Genomic DNA, 19,507 nt, shown 5'->3' with positions numbered 1-19,507 from the left:
GATCTGTCCCGCCTCGCGCCTGCTCGCCCTCGCCGGCGAGACCCCGGCGCCTTCCCGGCTCCCGAAACTCTTCAGGGGGCCGCCTTTGCCGGCCTGCGGCCTTGCGGCCCCCGCTATCGGCGCCCTTCCGCCCCCACGGCCCTTTTATCCTGGTCGACAGCCCGTTCGCAGGAGAAAGGTCGCCCCTTGGGGAACAGCTTGGTGCACAGCACGGACGGCAACCGTCGTCCCCAGCCGCAGATCCCGGTCGTCGTCCTCGCCGGATTCCTCGGGTCGGGGAAGACCACGCTCCTCAACCACCTGCTGCACCGCAGCGCGGGCAGCAGGATCGGCGCGATCGTCAATGACTTCGGCGCCATAGAGATCGACGCGCTGGCCGTCGCGGGTGCCCTCGGGGACTCCACCGTCTCCCTGGGCAACGGCTGCCTGTGCTGCGCCGTGGACGCCGGCGAACTCGACGTCTACCTGGCCAAGCTCGCCGCCCCCGAGACCGGTGTCGACGTGATCGTCATCGAGGCCAGCGGACTCGCCGAACCGCAGGAGCTGGTGCGGATGGTGCTGGCCAGCGAGCACCCCGACATCGTCTACGGCGGGCTCGTCGAGGTCGTGGACGCCGCCGAGTTCGACGACACACGCGCGCGGCACCCCGAGATCGACCGGCATCTCGCCCTCGCCGACCTGGTGGTCGTCAACAAGGTGGACCGGGCCGCGGACCCCGAACGGGTGCTCGCCCTGGCGGGGTCGCTGACCGACCGGGCCGCCGTCGTCCCGGCGACCTACGGGCGCGTCGACCCCGAGTTCCTCTTCGACTGCCGGCCGAGCGAGGAACGCATCGGCCAGCTGTCCTTCGACGACCTGCACAACCACGACGACGCCCACGACACGGACGGCCTCGGCGCGAGCGGCCACGCCGGACACCTGCACACCGGCTACGACAGCCTGTCGTTCACCTCCGACGTCCCCCTGGACCCGCGCCGCCTGATGCGGTTCCTGGACAGCCGACCCGAGGGCCTGTACCGGATCAAGGGCCACGTCGATCTCGGCCCCGGCGACCCCCGCAACCGGTACACCATGCACGCCGTCGGCCGGTTCCTGCGCTTCTACCCCGAACCCTGGGCACCCGCCGAGCCCCGCCGCACCCAACTGGTGCTGATCGGGTCCGGCATCGACACCGAGGCGCTCGGCAAGGAACTCAAGGGCTGCGAGAGCGACACCCCGCACGCCGACGAGCACGGCATGTGGGGCGTCCTGCGCTATGTGCAGGGCACCGAGGACGAACCCGGCCCGGAGCCCTGCGGCGACTACGACCTCGCCTAGAACACCGGCCCCGCGACCACCGACACCGTCTTCGGCAGCGAGGTGCCCGAGCCGTCCCGGCGCGGGTCCGGGTCCGGCAGCTCGGCCGGCGTGCCGTTCTTCTGCGCGGCACGCGCCGGCACCGGGCCCGCCCAGGCCAGCGCCAGACAGTCCTCGCCCTTCAGGAACCGCTGGCAGCGCACGCCGCCGGTGGCCCGGCCCTTGCGGGGGTACTGGTCGAACGGGGTCAGCTTGGCCGTCGTCTGCACCGAGTCGTCCAGGGTGCCGCGCGAGCCGGCCACCGTGAAGACCGCCGCGTCGACGGCCGGGTCGACGGCCGTGAAGCAGATGACCTTCGCGCCCTCGGCGAGCTTGATGCCCGCCATGCCGCCCGCCGGACGGCCCTGCGGACGGACGATCGAGGACTGGAACCGCAGCAGTTGCGCGTCGTCCGTGATGAAGACCAGGTCCTCCTCGCCGGTGCGCAGCTCCACCGCGCCGACGATCCGGTCGCCCTCCTTGAGCGTGATGACCTCCAACTCGCCCTTGTTGGACGGGTAGTCGGGCACCACGCGCTTGACCACACCCTGCTCGGTACCGAGCGCCAGACCGGGGGAGGACTCGTCCAGCGTGGTCAGGCAGACCACCGTCTCGTCGTCCTCCAGAGAGACGAACTCCGCGAGCGGCGCACCCCCGGAGAGGTTCGGCGCGCCCGTCGCCTCGGGCAGCTGCGGCAGGTCGACCACGTTGATCCGCAGCAGCCGGCCCGCCGAGGTCACCGCGCCGATCTCACCGCGCGCCGTCGCCGGCACCGCCGAGACGATCACGTCGTGCTTGACCCGCTTGCCGCCCGCCTGGTCGGGGAACGGCTCGGCGGTCGCCGTACGCGCCAGCAGGCCCGTGGAGGACAGCAGCACCCGGCACGGGTCGTCGGCCACCTGGAGCGGCACGGTGGCCGCCGGGGCGCCGCCGGACTCCAGCAGGACGGTGCGCCGGTCGGTGCCGAACTTCTTGGCCACGGCGGCCAGTTCGGCCGAGACCAGCTTGCGCAGCTCCTGGTCGGAGTCCAGGATCCGGGTCAGCTCCGCGATCTCGGCGGTGAGCTTGTCCTTCTCCGCCTCCAGCTCGATGCGGTCGTACTTGGTGAGCCGGCGCAGCGGCGTGTCGAGGATGTACTGCGTCTGCACCTCGCTCAGCGAGAAGCGCCCCATCAGGCGCTCCTTGGCCTGCGCCGAGTTGTCGCTGGAGCGGATCAGCCGGATGACCTCGTCGATGTCGACCAGGGCGGTCAGCAGGCCCTCGACCAGGTGCAGCCGGTCGCTTTTCTTGCTGCGGCGGAACTCGCTGCGGCGGCGCACCACGGTGAAGCGGTGGTCCAGGTAGACCTCGAGCAGCTCCTTCAGACCGAGGGTGAGCGGCTGGCCGTCCACCAGGGCCACGTTGTTGATGCCGAAGGACTCCTCCATCGGCGTCAGCTTGTAGAGCTGCTCCAGGATGGCCTCGGGCACGAAGCCGTTCTTGATCTCGATGACCAGGCGCAGCCCGTGCTCGCGGTCGGTGAGATCCTTGACGTCGGCGATGCCCTGGACCTTCTTGGCGTTGACCAGGTCCTTGATCTTCGCGATGACCTTCTCCGGGCCGACCGCGAACGGCAGTTCGGTGACCACCAGACCCTTGCGGCGGGCGGTCACCGGCTCGACCGAGACCGTCGCGCGCATCTTGAAGGTGCCGCGGCCGGTCGCGTACGCGTCCCGGATGCCGTCCAGGCCGACGATCCGGCCGCCGGTGGGCAGGTCGGGGCCGGGGACGTGCTTCATCAGCGCGTCCAGGTCCGCGTTCGGGTTCCTGATCAGATGGCGGGCGGCGGCCACGACCTCGCGCAGGTTGTGCGGCGGCATGTTGGTCGCCATGCCGACCGCGATCCCCGAGGAGCCGTTGACCAGCAGGTTCGGGAAGGCGGCGGGCAGGGCCACCGGCTCCTGCTCCTGGCCGTCGTAGTTCGGTGCGAAGTCGACCGTGTCCTCGTCGATCGACTCGGTCATCAGGCTCGTGGCCTCGGCCATCCGGCACTCGGTGTACCGCATGGCGGCCGGCGGGTCGTCATTGCCCAGCGAGCCGAAGTTGCCGTGGCCGTCGACCAGCGGCAGCCGCATGGAGAAGGGCTGCGCCATGCGCACCAGGGCGTCGTAGATCGACGCGTCGCCGTGCGGGTGCAGCTTGCCCATGACCTCGCCGACGACGCGCGCGCACTTCACATAGCCGCGTTCGGGGCGCAGTCCCATCTCGTTCATCTGGTAGACGATCCGGCGGTGCACCGGCTTGAGGCCGTCACGGGCGTCCGGCAGGGCGCGCGAGTAGATGACCGAGTAGGCGTACTCGAGGTAGGAGCCACGCATCTCGTCCACGACGTCGATGTCGAGGATCTTCTCCTCGTACGAATCGTCGGGCGGCGGGGTCTTCGTGCTGCGGCGGGCCATCGCTGCCGGCTCCTCCTGATCTGGTCGCTCGCCTTCGGGGCGCGCACCCTTCGGCTCGCTCGTGCTGAAGCGTCTGACAAATCTGTCGCGGACCATTGTGGACCGGGCCACTGACAACCCGGACCGGCGCCCCGGTCCGCGGGGCTCGTCCGGTGCCCCGGACGATCACCGGATCCGGGTGCGAGGCAGGCTACGCGATCCGCTGTCGGCGTACGTGCCGCGGGAACTTCACCGGGGCCCCGCACGCTTTGCATACAGTGGCAGGAACGGCAGGAAAACCGCGGTTTCACGACCGCCTCCGCTCGCGAAGGGACGTACATGCCCATGGGTCACACGACCACAGCCGAGGCAGGCTCCGGGGGCCTGACAGCGACCGAGCACCGCCTGGCCAACGGTCTGCGCGTGGTGCTCTCCGAGGACCACCTGACCCCCGTTGCGGCGGTCTGCCTCTGGTACGACGTCGGCTCCCGCCACGAGGTCAAGGGGCGCACCGGCCTGGCCCACCTTTTCGAGCACCTGATGTTCCAGGGTTCCGGGCAGGTCAAGGGCAACGGCCACTTCGAGCTGGTGCAGGGCGCCGGCGGCTCGCTCAACGGCACCACCAGCTTCGAGCGCACCAACTACTTCGAGACCATGCCGGCCCACCAGCTGGAGCTCGCGCTCTGGCTGGAGGCCGACCGCATGGGCTCGCTGCTGACCGCCCTGGACGACGAGTCCATGGAGAACCAGCGCGACGTCGTCAAGAACGAGCGCCGCCAGCGCTACGACAACGTCCCCTACGGCACTGCCTTCGAGAAGCTGACCGCCCTGTCGTACCCCGAGGGCCACCCGTACCACCACACGCCGATCGGCTCCATGGCGGACCTGGACGCGGCCACCCTGGAGGACGCCCGCCAGTTCTTCCGCACCTACTACGCGCCGAACAACGCGGTGCTCTCCGTGGTCGGCGACATCGACCCCGAGCAGACACTCGCCTGGATCGAGAAGTACTTCGGCTCCATCCCGGCCCACGACGGCAAGCCCGCGCCCCGTGACGGCTCCCTGCCGGACGTCATCGGCGAGGAGCTGCGCGAGGTTGTCGTGGAGGAGGTCCCGGCGCGCGCCCTGATGGCCGCCTACCGGCTGCCGCAGGACGGCACACGCGCGTGCGACGCGGCCGACCTCGCCCTGACCGTCCTCGGCGGCGGCGAGTCCTCCCGGCTGTACAACCGGCTGGTGCGGCGCGACCGTACGGCCGTCGCGGCCGGCTTCGGGCTGCTGCGCCTGGCCGGCGCGCCCTCCATGGGCTGGCTCGACGTGAAGACCTCCGGCGACGTCGAGGTGCCGGTCATCGAGCGGGCCATCGACGAGGAGCTGGCCCGGTTCGCCGAGGAGGGCCCCACCGCGGAGGAGATGGAGCGCGCCCAGGCCCAGTTGGAGCGCGAATGGCTGGACCGGCTCGGCACCGTCGCCGGCCGCGCCGACGAACTGTGCCGCTACGCCGTCCTGTTCGGCGATCCGCAGCTCGCCCTGAACGCCGTGCAGCGCATCCTGGAGGTCACCCCCGAGGAGGTCAGGGAGGTCGCCAAGGCCCGGCTGCGCCCCGACAACCGCGCGGTCCTGGTCTACGAGCCGAAGTCCCCGCAGGCCGTCGAGGACGCCGATCTGCCCGAGGACCCGGAGTCGGAGGCCACCGTAGAGGCCGGAAACGAGAACGAGGAGACGGCCAAGTGACCGAGCAGCTCGCCACCATGGACTTCCACCCGCAGCCGCAGGCCGGCGAGGCGAAGCCGTGGGCCTTCCCGGCCCCCGAGCGCGGCGCGCTCGACAACGGCCTGACCGTGCTGCGCTGCCACCGGCCCGGCCAGCAGGTCGTCGCCGTCGAGGTGCTCCTGGACGCCCCCCTGGAGGCCGAGCCGGCCGGCCTGGACGGCGTCGCCACCATCATGGCGCGGGCCTTCTCGGAGGGCACCGACAAGCACTCCGCCGAGGAGTTCGCCGCCGAGCTGGAGCGCGCGGGCGCCACCCTGGACGCGCACGCCGACCACCCCGGCGTCCGGATCAGCCTGGAGGTCCCGGCCTCGCGCCTGGCCAAGGGCCTCGGTCTGGTCGCCGACGCGCTGCGCGCCCCCGCCTTCGCCGAGAGCGAGATCGAGCGGCTGGTCCGCAACCGCCTGGACGAGATCCCGCACGAGCTGGCCAGCCCCGCCCGCCGGGCCGCCAAGGAGCTCTCCAAGGAGCTGTTCCCGGCCACCGCGCGCATGTCCCGGCCGCGCCAGGGCACCGAGGAGACGGTCGAGAAGATCGACGCGGCCGCCGTACGCGCCTTCTACGACCGCCATGTGCGCCCCGCCACCGCCACCGCGGTCGTGGTCGGCGACCTCACCGGCATCGACCTGGACGCCCTGCTCGGCGAGACCCTGGGCGCCTGGACCGGCACGCCGGGCACGCCTCGCCCGGTGCCCGCCGTGACGGCCGACGACACCGGGCGTGTCGTCATCGTGGACCGGCCCGGTGCCGTCCAGACGCAGCTGCTCATCGGCAGGGTCGGCCCGGACCGGCACGACCGGGTGTGGCCCGCCCAGGTGCTCGGCACCTACTGCCTCGGCGGCACCCTCACCTCCCGCCTGGACCGCGTGCTGCGCGAGGAGAAGGGCTACACCTACGGGGTGCGCGCGTTCGGACAGGTGCTCCGCTCCGGACCCGACGGCAACGGCGCCTCCATGCTGGCCATCAGCGGCTCCGTGGACACCCCCAACACCGGCCCGGCGCTGGACGACCTGTGGAAGGTGCTGCGCACCCTCGCGGCGGAGGGCCTGACCGACGCCGAGCGGGACGTCGCCGTGCAGAACCTCGTCGGGGTCGCGCCGCTGAAGTACGAGACCGCGGCGGCCGTCGCGGGCACGCTCGCCGACCAGGTCGAGCAGCACCTTCCCGACGACTTCCAGGCGACGCTCTACCGGCAGTTGGCCGCGACGGGCACCGTGGAGGCCACCGCGGCGGTCGTCAACGCCTTCCCGGTGGACCGCCTGGTGACGGTTCTGGTGGGTGACGCGTCCCAGATCAAGGCGCCGGTCGAGGCGCTGGGCATCGGCGCGGTCACCGTGGTGGCGGCCGAGTAACCACCCGCACGGGCAGCCCCCTTAGGGGCGAGACCCCGACAGCGGACGGGGCCCTGACGGCCAACGGGTCGTCAGGGCCCCGCTTTGTTCCACTCTCTCCCCAGGATGTCCGAATTGGGGCGGAGGTTGCCCGTCTGCCCTGTGGGATGCGCTACAAAAGCCGCCTTCTGTTTGGGGATTGCCGGCCGGTCCGCTTAGCGTCATCCCGGTTGTCCGTCGGGCAGTGCGCCGCAGCCGCGGCACCGGACAGCCATCGCCGAGTCCCCGAGGCGCGAGCCAGGGGAGCCGGGGACCCACTTGTCCCTGGGGTGAATCGGGCCCGTCCGCGCGCGAGCGCGGCGCCCGTAGGAGACCTTCCTGCTCCGAACCCGTCAGCTAACCCGGTAGGCGAGAGGGAAGGAAAGGAACAGCCACGCACATGGCGTTCGCATGCGCCACCGGGAAGCACCGCAAGCCCGGCCGGGTCAAGCGCACCACCGCCCAGGCGGCCGGTATCGCGGCCCTGACCACCACCGGTGTCATCGGCACCCTCGCCGCGTCCCCGGCGCTGGCCGCCGAGACCCCCGTCGAGCAGACCGGCCTGACCCCGGTGCTCGCCGCGAGCGACGACCTCGCCGAGCACATCGACGCCCAGGCCGTCGCCCAGCAGCGGATCGCCGAGCACGAGGCGGCCGAGAGGGCCGCCGCCGTGCGCGCGAAGGAGGCCCGCGAAGCCAGGGCCCGCGCCGCCCGCGAGGCCGAGCGCAAGCGGCTGAACGCCTTCGTCGCCCCGATCGCGCACTCCTACGTGTCCACCGGCTACAAGGCCAGCAGCTCGCTGTGGTCCTCCGGCTCCCACACCGGTATCGACTTCCACGCGATGACCGGCACCCCCGTGCACGCGGTCGGCGCCGGCACCGTCGTCTCCACCGGCTGGGGCGGGGCGTACGGCAACCAGATCGTGCTCCGCATGGCCGATGGCATGTACACCCAGTACGGCCACCTGTCGTCCATCGAGGTCACGGTGGGCCAGCAGGTCACCGCGGGCCAGCAGATCGCCCTGTCCGGCGCGACCGGCAACGTCACCGGCCCGCATCTGCACTTCGAGGCGCGCACCAGCCCCGACTACGGCTCCGACGTCGACCCCATCGCGTACCTGCGCGGTCACGGCGTGAACGTCTGACCGACCGCACGGCACCGAAAGCCCCGGCCCACCCGGCCGGGGCTTTCGCCTTTCCCGGATGTTCCCGTCCGGCCCTGTCCAAAAAATATCCATGGATCGAGGCCCGCCGTCGGAAATTCCGGCCCGGTGGAATAGAGTCACGGAAAACACGCGTTCGTCGTCGGCGTCGTGTCGCGGGTATTAAGGCGGAGGTCGGTCATGCGTATTCCGGCGCAATCGGTGTGCACGGCGATCCGGGACGACATCGTCGCCGGCGCCCTCGAACGGGGGAGCCGGCTCACCGAGGAGGTGCTCGCCCGCCGCTACGGCGTCTCGCGCGTCCCCGTACGCGAGGCCCTGCGCACCCTGGAGGCGGAGGGCTTCGTGGTGACGCGCCGGCACGCGGGCGCCTGCGTGGCCGAGCCGACCGAGCAGGAGGCCGCCGACCTGCTGGAGATGCGGCTGCTCCTGGAGCCGCTCGGCGCCGCGCGGGCCGCCCGGCGCCGTACCGAGGCCCATCTGAAGGTGCTGCGCGGCCTGGTCAGGCTGGGCCAGGAGCGCGCCAGGAGGGGCGGCAGCGAGGATCTGCGCGCCCTGGACGGCTGGTTCCACGAGACGCTGGCCCAGTCCTGCGGCAGCCCCTCGCTGACCTCGGCGCTCGTCCAACTGCGCCACAAGATCGCCTGGATGTACACGGTGGACGCGCCGTCGGACGCGGTCGGCACCTGGGCCGAGCACGGCGCCATCGTGGACGCGGTGGCGCGCGGCGACAGTGAGCGCGCCCGCACGGTGACCGCGCTGCACACCGAGCGGGCGACGGCGGCGCACCGGCTGCGGCTGTCCGGGGCCGCGGCGCGTGTGCGGGCTTCGCAACATGCCGTAAACATGTCCGGTGCGCGGAATTAACACGGGTGCCGTATACAAAGTGGTGGGAATATCCGGCGGGCGCGTATTTCCGGGTGCCCTGAATTCCCTGGAGGCTGCCCACCCGGAATTCTCGGCATGGCCGATACGGCGGCGCCCGGAAAACACGGAAGCCGCGCCACCCGCTGGGGGATGACGCGGCTTCACGAATCCGGCCCGGACTTTCTCGGACCCGAACCCGGCCCGTCCCGGACGGCTCAGACCGTCTCGGGCAGCTCCTCCAGGCCCTCGGCGACCAGCTTGGCCAGCCGGTCCAGGGCGGCGTCCGCGCCCTCGGCGTCGGAGGCGAGTACGATCTCCTCGCCGCCCTGGGCGCCCAGGCCCAGAACGCCCAGCATGGAGGCCGCGTTGACCGGGGTGCCGCCGGCCTTGCGGATCGTCACCGGGATGCCTGCGGCCGTGGCGGCCCGGACGAAGATGGAGGCGGGGCGGGCGTGAAGACCCTCGGCCCAGCCGACGTTGACGCGGCGCTCAGCCATGTGTTGCTGCCCTTCACTGTTCAGGGTTGTCTAGACCAGTGTTCCATATCCTGAAGCGTGCCAGAAGAGGGGCTGCGCATCCCCTCCGCGGTGCTCCACAGACTGCCCCGCGCCGTTGTCGGACGCGAGCCGTACGCTGGGCCCCATGCGAACCTCGGCGGAACCGCAGGGCCGGTACGAGTACCCGGCGCACTGGGAGGCGGACGTGGTGCTGCGGGACGGAGGCACCGCCCGCATCCGTCCCATCACCGTCGACGACGCCGACCGCCTGGTCCACTTCTACGAGCAGGTCTCCGACGAGTCCAAGTACTACCGCTTCTTCGCCCCTTACCCCCGGCTGTCCGCCAAGGACGTCCACCGCTTCACGCACCACGACTTCGTGGACCGGGTGGGCCTCGCGGCCACCGTGGGCGGCGAGTTCATCGCGACGGTGCGCTACGACCGCATCGGGGCCGGCGGCGCGCCCGCGTCCGGTCCCGCCGACGAGGCCGAGGTCGCCTTCCTGGTGCAGGACGCCCACCAGGGCCGGGGGGTCGCCTCCGCCCTCCTCGAACACATCGCGGCCGTCGCCCGCGAACGGGGCATCCGCCGCTTCGCCGCCGAGGTGCTGCCCGCCAACACCAAGATGATCAAGGTGTTCACGGACGCCGGGTACACCCAGAAGCGCAGCTTCGAGGACGGCGTCGTACGCCTGGAGCTGGACCTCGAACCCACCGACCGCGCCCTCGCCGTGCAGTACGCGCGCGAGCAGCGTGCCGAGGCGCGCTCGGTGCAGCGGCTGCTCGCGCCCGGCTCCGTCGCGGTCGTCGGCGTCGGCCGCGCGTCCGGCGGGGTCGGCCGCGGCGTCCTGGCCAACATCCGCGACGCCGGGTACGCGGGCCGGCTGTACGCCGTGAACAAGGCCTTCCCCGAGGACCTCGCCGAGGTCGACGGGGTGGCCGCCTACCGCTGTGTGCGGGACATCGGCGCCCCGGTGGACCTCGCCGTCGTCGCCGTACCGGCCGAGCACGTGCCCGCGGTGGTCGCCGAGTGCGGGGAACACGGCGTCCAGGGGCTCGTCGTCCTCAGCGCCGGGTACGCCGAGAGCGGCCCCGAGGGCAGGGAGCGGCAGCGGGCGCTCGTGCAGCAGGCGCGCGCGTACGGCATGCGGATCATCGGGCCCAACGCGTTCGGCGTCGTCAACACCGCCCCGGACGTACGGCTGAACGCCTCCCTCGCCCCCGAGATGCCGCGCCCCGGCCGCATCGGCATGTTCGCCCAGTCCGGCGCCATCGGCATCGCCCTGCTGTCCCGGCTGCACCGGCGCGGCGGCGGCGTCACCGGGGTCACGGGCGTCTCCACGTTCGTCTCCGCGGGCAACCGGGCGGACGTGTCCGGCAACGACGTCCTCCAGTACTGGTACGAGGACCAGGACACCGACGTCGTCCTCATGTACCTGGAGAGCATCGGCAACCCGCGCAAGTTCACCCGGCTCGCCCGGCGGACGGCGGCGGCGAAGCCGCTGGTCGTCGTGCAGGGGACCGGCACGGCACCGCAGGGCCACGCGGTGCGCGCCACGCGACTGCCGCACGCGACCGTCTCCGCGCTGCTGCGGCAGGCCGGGGTCATCCGGGTGGACACCATCACGGAGCTGGTCGACGCCGGACTGCTGCTCGCCCGGCAGCCGCTGCCCGCCGGGCCCAGGGTGGCGATCATCGGGAACTCCGAGTCGCTGGGCGTGCTGACGTACGACCGGTGCCTCGCGGAGGGACTGCGGCCGTCGCGTCCGCTCGACCTGACGACCGGGGCGACGCCGCAGGACTTCCACCGGGCACTGAGCGCGGCGCTGGCCGACGACACGAACGACTCCGTCGTGGTGACGGCGATACCCGCGATCGGGGAGGCGTCGCCGGGGGACGCGGAGCTGGCGGAGGCGCTGCGGTCGGCCGCCGCCGGGGTGCCGGGGAAGCCGGTGCTGGTGGTGCATGTGGAGCTGGGCGGGCTGGCGGAGGCGTTGTCGGCGGCGGCGAGTACGGCACCACAGGCCGCTGACCGGACGCTCGGCACCGAGGACGCCGAGGGCACCGGAGGCACCGAGAGCACCGGGAGCACCGGGAGCACCGGGAGCACCGGGAGTACCCGGAGCACCGGGGCTGAGGAGAAGCCGCCCACGGCGGAATCAGCGGGCACCACCCCGCTCCCCACGCCCCCTGAAGGCACCCGCCTCATCCCCGCCTACCCCGCCGCCGAACGCGCCGTACGCGCGCTCGCCGAGGCGGTCCGGTACGGGCAGTGGCGGCGGGAGACGGCCGAGCCCGGACGGGTGCCGGAGTACGAGGACATCGACGAGAAGGGGGCCGCGCGGCTGATCGGGGAGCTGCTGGAGCGCGGCGAGGGGCTCACGATCTCGGACGCGCAGACCTGCGAGCTGCTCGCGAAGTACGGCGTCCGGGTGCGCCGCGCGCTCCCCGCGCCCACCCCCGACGACGCCGTCGAGGCCGCCCGCACCCTCGGTTACCCCGTGGCCCTGAAGGCGACCGCCCCCCACCTGCGGCACCGCGCCGACCTGGGCGGCGTCCGCCTGGACCTGGCGGACGAGGAGCAACTGCGGCGCGCGTACACGGAGTTGACCGAGCTGTTCGGCAAGCCGGAGGAGATCCGGCCGGTGGTGCAGGGGATGGCGCCCCGAGGCGTCGACACCGTCGTACGCGCCGTGATCGACCCGGCGGCCGGAGCCGTGCTGTCCTTCGGGCTCGCCGGCGCGGCCTCCCAGCTGCTGGACGACACGGCGCACCGGCTGATCCCGGTCACCGACCGGGAGGCGACCTCGCTGGTGCGCGCCATCCGCACGGCGCCCCTGCTGTTCGGCTGGCGCGGCTCCACCCCCGTGGACACCCCCGCCCTGGAGGAGCTGCTGCTGCGGGTCTCCCGCCTGGTCGACGACCATCCCGAGGTGGTCGCCGTCACCCTGGAGCCGGTCGTCGTGGCCCCGCACGGCGTGAGCGTCCTCGGCGCGACCGTACGGCTCGCACCCCCGCCCGCCCGCGACGACCAGGGCCCGCGCACCATGCCGGCCTACTGACCGCGCCCCGCGGAGATCGCCGGCCACCGATTCCCCATGGGCCGCTGGTGAGCGCCCCCAACCCCGACGAGACCGCCCGCCCCGGACCTTCGGTGAGGTACGTGAGGTCCTCAGTGAGGTGCCGACCGTCCTCGTTGCGGCCGAGCCGGGCGCCGGTGGAATCGAACCCGTGTCCTGTCCGATCGCCGCCGAGCGGGTGGAGATCCGGCACGGGCCGCGACCGCGGAAGCGGGAAGGCACCTGACCGGGAGACACTCCGGCCTCCCTCCCCCCGCACGCCCCGTTGGCCCGGAGTGTGCCCGTCCACGCACTAGGATGGACGCCATGGCCAAGACCAGTACGACGACCCAGGGGCTGCGAGCGGCGATCGAGCGCAGCGGCTACTACCCGGCCCTCGTGGCCGAGGCGGTGGAGGCCGCCGTGGGCGGCGAGCCCATCCGGTCGTACCTGGTCCACCAGGAGACCACGTTCGACCAGAACGAGGTGCGCCGCCATGTGACCGTCCTGGTCCTCACCGCCAACCGCTTCATCGTCAGCCACACCGACGAGCAGGCCGCCGACGGCACCTCCCCGACGCCGTACGCCACCACCTCCACCGAGTCCGTGAAGCTCGGCCGGATCTCCTCCGTCGTGGTCAGCCGGGTGGTCGCCAACCCCGAGCAGTACACACCGGGCACCCTGCCCCGCGAGGTGGTGCTGACCATCGGCTGGGGCGCGGTCAGCCGGATCGACCTGGAGCCCGCCGCCTGCGGCGACCCCAACTGCGACGCCGACCACGGCTACACGGGCAACTCCACGGCGGACGACCTCAGCCTGCGCGTCAGCGAGGCCGGCGACGGCCCCGAGACGGTGCGCGAGGCGCTCGTCTTCGCGCAGGCCCTTTCCGAGGCGACCGCGGATCTCGACCGCTGATGTCCCAGCTCTCCGCCTGGGACCACCCGGAACCCCTCGCCCTGTCCGGCGCACCGCTGCCCGAGTACGGCACCGGCTCCCTCGCCGACCTGCTCCCCACCCTCGCCGCGGGCATGGGCGTCCCCGGCACCACCGCGGCGATCACCGAGCTGGCCCCTGTCGACCGCGCCTGCGTCTTCCTGGTCGACGGCCTCGGCTGGGAGCAGCTGCGCGCCCACCCCGACGAGGCGCCGTTCCTCACCTCGCTGCTCGGCAGCTCGCGCGGCGGCACCGGTCGGCCGCTCACCGCCGGCTACCCGGCGACCACCGCGACCTCCCTCGCCTCCGTCGGCACCGGCCTGCCCCCCGGCGCGCACGGCCTGCCCGGCTACACGGTCCGCGACCCGGCCACCGGCGCGCTGATGAACCAGCTCCGCTGGCAGCCGTACACCGATCCGGGCCGCTGGCAGCCGTACCCCACCGTCTTCCAGCTGGCCCACGACGCCGGGGTGCACGCCGCCCAGGTCTCCTCGCCGACGTTTCAGCACACGCCGCTCACCAAGGTCGCACTCAGCGGCGGCACCTTCCACGGCAGGCTGTCCGGCGAGGAGCGGATGGACCTCGCGGCCGAGCAACTGGCCGCGGGGGACCGCTCGCTGGTGTACACGTACTACGCCGAACTCGACGGCGCGGGCCATCGCTACGGCGTCGCCTCCGACACCTGGCGCGGCCAGCTGATGTACGTCGACCGGCTCGCCCAGCGCCTCGCCGAGCAGCTGCCCCCGCGCAGCGCGCTCTACGTGACCGCCGACCACGGCATGATCGACGTTCCGTTCGACGAGGAGCACCGCTTCGACTTCGACACGGACTGGGAACTGAGCGCCGGGGTCGCCCTGCTGGGCGGCGAGGGCCGTGCCCGCCATGTGTACGCGGTGCCGGGCGCCGGGAACGACGTGCTGACCTGCTGGCGCGAGGTGCTCGGCGAGCAGTTCTGGGTGGCCTCGCGCGACGAGGCGATCGAGGCCGGTTGGTTCGGACCGCAGGTGGACGAGCGGGTGTACGCCCGGCTCGGCGACGTGATCGCGGCCGCGTGCGACGACGTCCTGATCATCGCCTCCGAGCGGGAGCCCAAGGAGTCCGCGCTGGTGGGCAACCACGGTTCGATGACTCCCGTGGAGCAACTGGTCCCGCTGCTCGAAGTACGCTCCTGACCCGCTGCCCCTCTCCGCCTCATCCGCCCCTCCCTCACCGAAAGGTGCTCAACTCCTCATGCCCGAGCTGGTGTTCTTCTCCGGAACGATGGACTGCGGGAAGTCGACGCTGGCTCTGCAGATCGAGCACAACCGCTCCGCGCGGGGCCTGGCCGGGATGATATTCACCCGCAACGACCGCGCGGGCGCGGGCAAGCTGTCCTCGCGCCTCGGCCTGGTCACCGACGCGGTGGAGGTCGCCGATGCCCAGGACCTCTACGTGTACATCGTGGACCACCTCTCGCAGGGCGGCCGGATCGATTATGTGATCGCGGACGAGGCGCAGTTCCTCGCGCCGGTGCAGATCGACCAGCTCGCGCGCGTGGTGGACGACCTCGGCGTGGACGTCTTCGCCTTCGGCATCACCACCGACTTCCGTTCCAAGCTCTTTCCCGGCTCGCAGCGACTGGTGGAGCTGGCCGACCGTATCGAGGTGCTCCAGGTGGAGGCTCTGTGCTGGTGCGGCGCCCGCGCCACGCACAACGCCCGTACGGTCGGTGGCCGGATGGTGGTCGAGGGTGCCCAGGTCGTCGTCGGGGACGTCAACCAGGCGGCGGACGAGGTCGGGTACGAGGTGCTGTGCCGCCGTCACCACCGGCGCCGCATGACCGCCGCGACGGCCCGCGCGGCGGCCCTGTCCCCGGACGTCCTCCCCGTCTCCTCCTCCTGAACCCACCGGGCCTCTGACCACCGGCCTGGGCCCGCCTCTCGCCGGGGGCGACTGACGGCCTGCCACCGACCACGCCCGCTGACTCTCCCGACCGTCGGCCGGGCCTCCGCCTCTCGTCGGTCTCCCGCCCGCTCGCCGGTCTTTCCGACCGCTGGCCGGGCCGGGTCTCCTGACCGCTCGCCGCGAGCCTGACGGCCTGTCGCGGACCGGCTGCCGGGCCCCGATCGCCCGCCGGTCATCCCGTCCGTCGGCTGGGCTCCCACTGTTCGCCGGACCGCCGACCGCTGGCCGGGCCCCGCCTCTCGTCGGGTCTCCGGACCGCTGGCCGGGCTCCCACCTCTCGCCGGGTCTCCCGACCGCTCGCCGGGAGCCTGAGGGCCTGTTGCGGACTGGCTGGCGGGCCCCCGATCGCCCGCCGGTCATCCCGTCCGTCGGCTGGGCTCCCACTGTTCGCCGGACCCCCGACCGCTGGCCGGGCGGCCGCCTCTCGCCGGGTCTCCCGACCGCTCGCCGGGGGCCTGACTGCCTGTCGCCGACCGCTCGCCGGCCCTCCGGCGCGCCGCCGATCGTCCCCGCCACTCTCCGAGCCCTCGCCACTTCCCGAGCCCGGCCACTTCCCGAGCCCGGCCAACCGCCGGGCTCCCGCCAACCGCCCCGCCCCCGGCCGCTCGCCAGACCTCCCGCACCGCTCGGCGCGAGCCGGGACCCGGCATCCCGCGCTCACCGGCTCAGCGGCTCACCAGCTCAGCGATCAGCGTGGATCCTGGAGCAGCGAGAACACCGCGCCCTCCGGGTCCGCCACCATGGCCACCCGTCCGTGCGGGCTGTCGTGGGCCGGGCGGAGGATCAGGCCGCCGAGGCCCGTCACCTGACGCAGCGTCTCCGCGATGTCGGTCACCTCGAAGTAGGTCGCCCAGTACGGCCCCCGGTCCCGCGGCAGCCCATGGCCCACGCCGTGCAGCCCGGCCACCGGGCGCCCGCCGACGCGCAGGGTCACGTAGTCGAACCCGGCCGACAGCACCGGCTCCGCCTCGTAACCGAACACGCTCGCGTAGAACTTGGCGACGCTCTCCGTCTCAAACGTCAGCAGCTCGTTCCACGCGGGCGCACCCGGCACCCCGGTGACCGCCGGGGCGAGATGCGGGGGTGCCTGCCAGATGCCGAACACCGCGCCCGAGGGGTCCGCCGCGATGGCCAGCCGCCCGGCCTCGGCCGCGTCCAGCGGGCCGACCGCCACGGTGCCCCCGCACAGCCGTACCGCCTCGGCCGTGCGGTCCACGTCGTCCGAGGCGAGATAGGGCGTCCAGGCGATCGGCAGCAGATTCTCGGGCGGCAGCTGGCCCATGCCGGCCACCTCGCGCCCGTCGAGCAACGCCCGCACGTACGGGCCGAGCTGCTGCGGCCCCGGCCGGAACTCCCAGCCGAACAGCTCTCCGTAGAAATCCTCGGTGGCGGTGAGCCGGTGCGCCATCAGACTCACCCAGCAGGGCGTGCCGGGCGCGCGCAGCGCCTGCGGACCGGCCGACTCCCGTGCCTCGGTCATCGATCACTCTCTCCCCGGCCCCGTTGTGCGGTGGCCGTGTCGCTTCCGCTTCTCCGGCAGGTGTGTGCACGCCGCCGGCGCGTACGCCCGTACCGGTGTGTCCGCATCCTCCACGGTCGCACGGCCCTGTCGTGTCGCCGCGCCGCCGGTTTGGCGGTGTCTTCCGGAAGAATGCCTGGGCTGACGTCTTTCGCCGCCTTCTGACGATGTCCGACGGGGGTCCGACGGATGTTCGCCGGGTGTACGGCATGTGCTCGATCGCCTACGTGTCGTGATCGAGCCTGCCCGGCCGAGCAGAGTAGCCGCACCTGGACGCCGTGGCCACCCCTGGCGTATGCATGGCGGCATGACAGTCATCATCACCGCAACCGAACTCTCCGAGGCGCTCGCCGGCGAGGCGCCGCCGGTCCTGCTGGACGTGCGCTGGCAGTTGAGCCTGGCGAAGGCGGCGGGCGCCGCGCCCTTCGACGGCCGGGCCGAGTACGCGACCGGGCACCTCCCCGGCGCGGTCTTCGTCGACCTGGACCGGGAGTTGGCCGGGGCTGCGGGCGAGCACGGCCGCCATCCGCTGCCGGACCTCGCGCAGTTCGGCGCCGCGATGCGCCGCGCGGGCGTGTCGGCGAGCCGTCCGGTCGTCGTGTACGACGGCGGCCAGGGCTGGGCCGCCGCCCGCGCGTGGTGGTTGCTGCACTGGACGGGTCACCCGGACGTGCGGGTCCTCGACGGCGGGTTGCCGTCCTGGACGGGGGAGTTGTCCACCGAGGTGCCCGATCCGGCCGAGGGCGACTTCGTGCCGGTGCCGGCCGCGGAGGGTCTGCTGGACGCGGACGGAGCAGCCGAACTGGCCCGTACAGGTGTGCTGCTGGACGCCCGCGCGGGGGAGCGGTACCGGGGCGAGGTGGAGCCCGTGGACCGGGTCGGCGGGCACATCCCCGGCGCGGTTTCGGCGCCGACCACGGAGAACGTGGGCCCCGACGGCCGCTTCCTGCCCGCGGTCGAGCTGAAGGACCGCTTCAAGGCCCTCGGAGTCTCCTCCGACGCGCCGGTGGGCGTCTACTGCGGCTCGGGCGTGTCCGGCGCCCATGAGGTGCTGGCCCTCGCGGTGGCGGGCATCCCGGCGGCCCTGTACGTGGGTTCGTGGTCGGAGTGGTCGGCGGACCCGTCCCGGCCGGTTGCGGTGGGTGCCGACCCGCAGTAGCCGCCAGGGCGGCGCGGAGGAGGGGCGGAACACCTGTATGTCCCGCCCCTCTTAGCGTCGTACGACGGTCTACTCCTGCTTCTTGCGCCGGGTGCCGAACACGATCTCGTCCCAGCTCGGGACGGCCGCGCGGCGGCCGGGGCGCACCCCGTCGGCCTCGGCCTGGCGGTCTGTGGCACCGGTCAGCCGGTCGCGGTGGCTGCCGACCGAGCGGGGCATGAGGACGTCCGCGTAGGCCGAGCCGGCCGAGGCGGCGGGCGCCGGCGGCTCCTCCACCGCGGCCTCCTCGTCGGGCTCGTCCGGGCTCTCCGGGGTGCGCTCCGGCACCACCATGTCGCCGCGGAAGGACGGCACCGCCTCCAACAGGCTGGTCAGCGAGTCTCGTTCGCCGGCGGTCTCCTCGGCGGGCTCGGCCGACTGCACGGGCAGGCTCGGCCGCTCCCGGTCGGTCTGCCGGTCGAGGGCGCGGTCCATCGAGCGCTCGCGCGGCAGCCGGGCGATGCGCGGGACGAACGGGAAGCTCGGCTCCGGTACGGCGAGGTCGTCGGACTCGCCGATCAGCGAGCGCGCCTCGTCGTCCACAGCCTGGACCAGCCGCCGGGGCGGGTCGTACGTCCAGCTCGCCGAGTGCGGTTCGCCCGCGACCCGGTAGACGAGCATCACCTCCCAGGTGCCGTCGTCGCGGCGCCAGGAGTCCCACTGCACGGTGTCCTTCTCGGCGCCGCGCAGCAACAGCCGTTCCTGGACGGCCTCGCCGAGCAGCGGCCCCGAGTTCTCGCCGGGGCGGCGGACGGGGGTCTTGCGGGCCCGCTCGGCCATGAAGGCACGCTCGGCCAGCACCGGCCCCTCGAAGCGCCGCACCCGGTCGACGGGGATGCCCGCGAGCTGTGCGACCTCTTCCGCGGTGGCACCGGCTCGTATCCGCGCCTGGATGTCACGGGGGCGCAGATGGCTCTCGACCTCGATCTCGATCTGACCGAGACGCGGCCGGTCTCCGCGCACGGCGGCGCGCAGCCGCTCGTCGATCGGAAGTGTGTACTCCGTAGAGTCGGCAGCCTTCAGCACCAGCCGTGTGCCGTCATTCGAGACGGCCACGACACGCAGTTCGGGCATGGGGACCTCCCGGGTGGTGCCTGCCGACGTCACGTGCGTCGCTGCTTCCGCTAGTCGAGTGTGGCCTGCCCGGGTGCAGCCTGCCACAACCTTGCCGAGTTGCCCGGCGTGTCGGGCGCGGGCCCTGGGTCGCCGTTATGGCACGGTTACCAATTCGCCACGCTAAGTGACCAAGTCTGTCACCCTGTGCAACTAGCCCCCTCCCGGCGGTCCTTGGTGGCCGCGGACACCCTGGTGGGAGGCCGGACCCAGGGCTCGCAACAGTACTCCATTCGGGCCACGTGCGTGGATTGGCGCGCCGCCCAACTTCTGGCAAGGGGTGGCTCCCGGCCGTGCGCAACCGGTTTTGTGGATCATGGGCGT

The 19,507-nt window shown here is 72.8% G+C and carries 14 protein-coding genes and 1 riboswitch; of the genes, 10 read left to right on the top strand and 4 right to left on the bottom strand.

The annotated features are described in order from the left end of the window. Window positions 1–186 precede the first annotated feature (186 nt). The gene (locus tag ACZ7EC_RS21280) at window positions 187–1,317 is read left to right on the top strand and encodes a CobW family GTP-binding protein (RefSeq protein WP_471064658.1); all 1,131 of its coding nucleotides are present in this window, start codon (window positions 187–189) and stop codon (window positions 1,315–1,317) included. On the opposite strand, the gene ACZ7EC_RS21275 is transcribed toward ACZ7EC_RS21280, so the two are convergent. Beyond that, window positions 1,314–3,773, bottom strand: a complete 2,460-nt coding sequence (locus ACZ7EC_RS21275) for a DNA gyrase/topoisomerase IV subunit A (RefSeq protein WP_471064656.1) — start codon at window positions 3,771–3,773, stop codon at window positions 1,314–1,316. The two genes, ACZ7EC_RS21280 and ACZ7EC_RS21275, sit on opposite strands and share 4 nt — an antisense overlap. A 318-nt stretch (window positions 3,774–4,091) precedes the next feature. On the opposite strand from ACZ7EC_RS21275, the gene ACZ7EC_RS21270 reads away from it, so the two are divergent. The 4 genes from ACZ7EC_RS21270 to ACZ7EC_RS21255 all read left to right on the top strand — a co-directional run bounded on the left by ACZ7EC_RS21270 (window position 4,092) and on the right by ACZ7EC_RS21255 (window position 8,921). Next, complete coding sequence (locus ACZ7EC_RS21270) at window positions 4,092–5,486, top strand: M16 family metallopeptidase (protein WP_471064654.1); 1,395 nt, start codon at window positions 4,092–4,094, stop codon at window positions 5,484–5,486. Window positions 5,487–5,503: 17 nt separating this feature from the next. Next, complete coding sequence (locus ACZ7EC_RS21265) at window positions 5,504–6,874, top strand: M16 family metallopeptidase (RefSeq protein ID WP_471064807.1); 1,371 nt, start codon at window positions 5,504–5,506, stop codon at window positions 6,872–6,874. A 244-nt stretch (window positions 6,875–7,118) separates the two neighbouring features. Next, a riboswitch (cyclic di-AMP (ydaO/yuaA leader) is annotated at window positions 7,119–7,279 on the top strand. A gap of 13 nt (window positions 7,280–7,292) precedes the next feature. Beyond that, window positions 7,293–8,036, top strand: a complete 744-nt coding sequence (locus tag ACZ7EC_RS21260) for a M23 family metallopeptidase (protein ID WP_471064652.1) — start codon at window positions 7,293–7,295, stop codon at window positions 8,034–8,036. Window positions 8,037–8,234: 198 nt separating this feature from the next. Then, window positions 8,235–8,921, top strand: a complete 687-nt coding sequence (locus ACZ7EC_RS21255; protein WP_471064650.1) for a GntR family transcriptional regulator — start codon at window positions 8,235–8,237, stop codon at window positions 8,919–8,921. Between the two features lie 215 nt (window positions 8,922–9,136). Here the strand turns inward: ACZ7EC_RS21255 and ACZ7EC_RS21250 are convergent, their stop codons facing one another. Beyond that, window positions 9,137–9,418, bottom strand: a complete 282-nt coding sequence (locus ACZ7EC_RS21250) for an HPr family phosphocarrier protein (RefSeq protein ID WP_471064648.1) — start codon at window positions 9,416–9,418, stop codon at window positions 9,137–9,139. A gap of 145 nt (window positions 9,419–9,563) precedes the next feature. On the opposite strand from ACZ7EC_RS21250, the gene ACZ7EC_RS21245 reads away from it, so the two are divergent. From ACZ7EC_RS21245 to ACZ7EC_RS21230, 4 genes are all read left to right on the top strand, one after another. Then, window positions 9,564–12,479, top strand: a complete 2,916-nt coding sequence (locus ACZ7EC_RS21245) for a bifunctional acetate--CoA ligase family protein/GNAT family N-acetyltransferase (protein WP_471064646.1) — start codon at window positions 9,564–9,566, stop codon at window positions 12,477–12,479. Between the two features lie 315 nt (window positions 12,480–12,794). Beyond that, entirely contained in the window at window positions 12,795–13,391 is a 597-nt protein-coding gene (locus ACZ7EC_RS21240) for a DUF5998 family protein (RefSeq protein WP_471064644.1), read from the top strand. Next, window positions 13,391–14,581 (top strand): alkaline phosphatase family protein, encoded by a 1,191-nt coding sequence (locus ACZ7EC_RS21235; protein ID WP_471064642.1) that lies wholly within the window; start codon window positions 13,391–13,393, stop codon window positions 14,579–14,581. The genes ACZ7EC_RS21240 and ACZ7EC_RS21235 overlap by 1 nt, the downstream gene beginning before the upstream one ends. Window positions 14,582–14,639: 58 nt before the next feature. Then, complete coding sequence (locus tag ACZ7EC_RS21230; RefSeq protein WP_471064641.1) at window positions 14,640–15,290, top strand: thymidine kinase; 651 nt, start codon at window positions 14,640–14,642, stop codon at window positions 15,288–15,290. A gap of 751 nt (window positions 15,291–16,041) precedes the next feature. On the opposite strand, the gene ACZ7EC_RS21225 is transcribed toward ACZ7EC_RS21230, so the two are convergent. Continuing rightward, window positions 16,042–16,833 (bottom strand): VOC family protein, encoded by a 792-nt coding sequence (locus ACZ7EC_RS21225; RefSeq protein ID WP_471064640.1) that lies wholly within the window; start codon window positions 16,831–16,833, stop codon window positions 16,042–16,044. Between the two features lie 346 nt (window positions 16,834–17,179). Between ACZ7EC_RS21225 and ACZ7EC_RS21220 the strand changes: the two genes are divergently transcribed. Then, window positions 17,180–18,031 carry a sulfurtransferase gene (locus tag ACZ7EC_RS21220; protein ID WP_471064638.1) on the top strand — a complete coding sequence of 284 codons (852 nt, stop codon included), beginning with the start codon at window positions 17,180–17,182 and terminating at the stop codon, window positions 18,029–18,031. Window positions 18,032–18,100: 69 nt separating this feature from the next. Here the strand turns inward: ACZ7EC_RS21220 and sepH are convergent, their stop codons facing one another. Further along, complete coding sequence (gene sepH / locus ACZ7EC_RS21215) at window positions 18,101–19,144, bottom strand: septation protein SepH (protein ID WP_471064636.1); 1,044 nt, start codon at window positions 19,142–19,144, stop codon at window positions 18,101–18,103. Window positions 19,145–19,507: the final 363 nt, after the last annotated feature.

This window comes from Streptomyces sp. NPDC037203 (genome assembly GCF_055605065.1).
This window is presented reverse-complemented; position numbering and strand designations above follow the sequence as displayed.

Excerpts from the sequence above, each read along its gene's own strand:
- ACZ7EC_RS21235 (WP_471064642.1), top strand. The coding sequence starts at position 13,391 with ATGTCCCAGCTCTCCGCCTGGGACCACCCGGAACCCCTCGCCCTGTCC.
- ACZ7EC_RS21245 (WP_471064646.1), top strand. The coding sequence starts at position 9,564 with ATGCGAACCTCGGCGGAACCGCAGGGCCGGTACGAGTACCCGGCGCAC.
- ACZ7EC_RS21270 (WP_471064654.1), top strand. The coding sequence starts at position 4,092 with ATGCCCATGGGTCACACGACCACAGCCGAGGCAGGCTCCGGGGGCCTG.
- ACZ7EC_RS21240 (WP_471064644.1), top strand. The coding sequence starts at position 12,795 with ATGGACGCCATGGCCAAGACCAGTACGACGACCCAGGGGCTGCGAGCG.
- ACZ7EC_RS21275 (WP_471064656.1), bottom strand. The coding sequence starts at position 3,773 with ATGGCCCGCCGCAGCACGAAGACCCCGCCGCCCGACGATTCGTACGAG.
- ACZ7EC_RS21250 (WP_471064648.1), bottom strand. The coding sequence starts at position 9,418 with ATGGCTGAGCGCCGCGTCAACGTCGGCTGGGCCGAGGGTCTTCACGCC.
- ACZ7EC_RS21220 (WP_471064638.1), top strand. The coding sequence starts at position 17,180 with ATGACAGTCATCATCACCGCAACCGAACTCTCCGAGGCGCTCGCCGGC.
- ACZ7EC_RS21230 (WP_471064641.1), top strand. The coding sequence starts at position 14,640 with ATGCCCGAGCTGGTGTTCTTCTCCGGAACGATGGACTGCGGGAAGTCG.
- ACZ7EC_RS21255 (WP_471064650.1), top strand. The coding sequence starts at position 8,235 with ATGCGTATTCCGGCGCAATCGGTGTGCACGGCGATCCGGGACGACATC.
- ACZ7EC_RS21265 (WP_471064807.1), top strand. The coding sequence starts at position 5,504 with ATGGACTTCCACCCGCAGCCGCAGGCCGGCGAGGCGAAGCCGTGGGCC.
- ACZ7EC_RS21225 (WP_471064640.1), bottom strand. The coding sequence starts at position 16,833 with ATGACCGAGGCACGGGAGTCGGCCGGTCCGCAGGCGCTGCGCGCGCCC.
- sepH (WP_471064636.1), bottom strand. The coding sequence starts at position 19,144 with ATGCCCGAACTGCGTGTCGTGGCCGTCTCGAATGACGGCACACGGCTG.
- ACZ7EC_RS21260 (WP_471064652.1), top strand. The coding sequence starts at position 7,293 with ATGGCGTTCGCATGCGCCACCGGGAAGCACCGCAAGCCCGGCCGGGTC.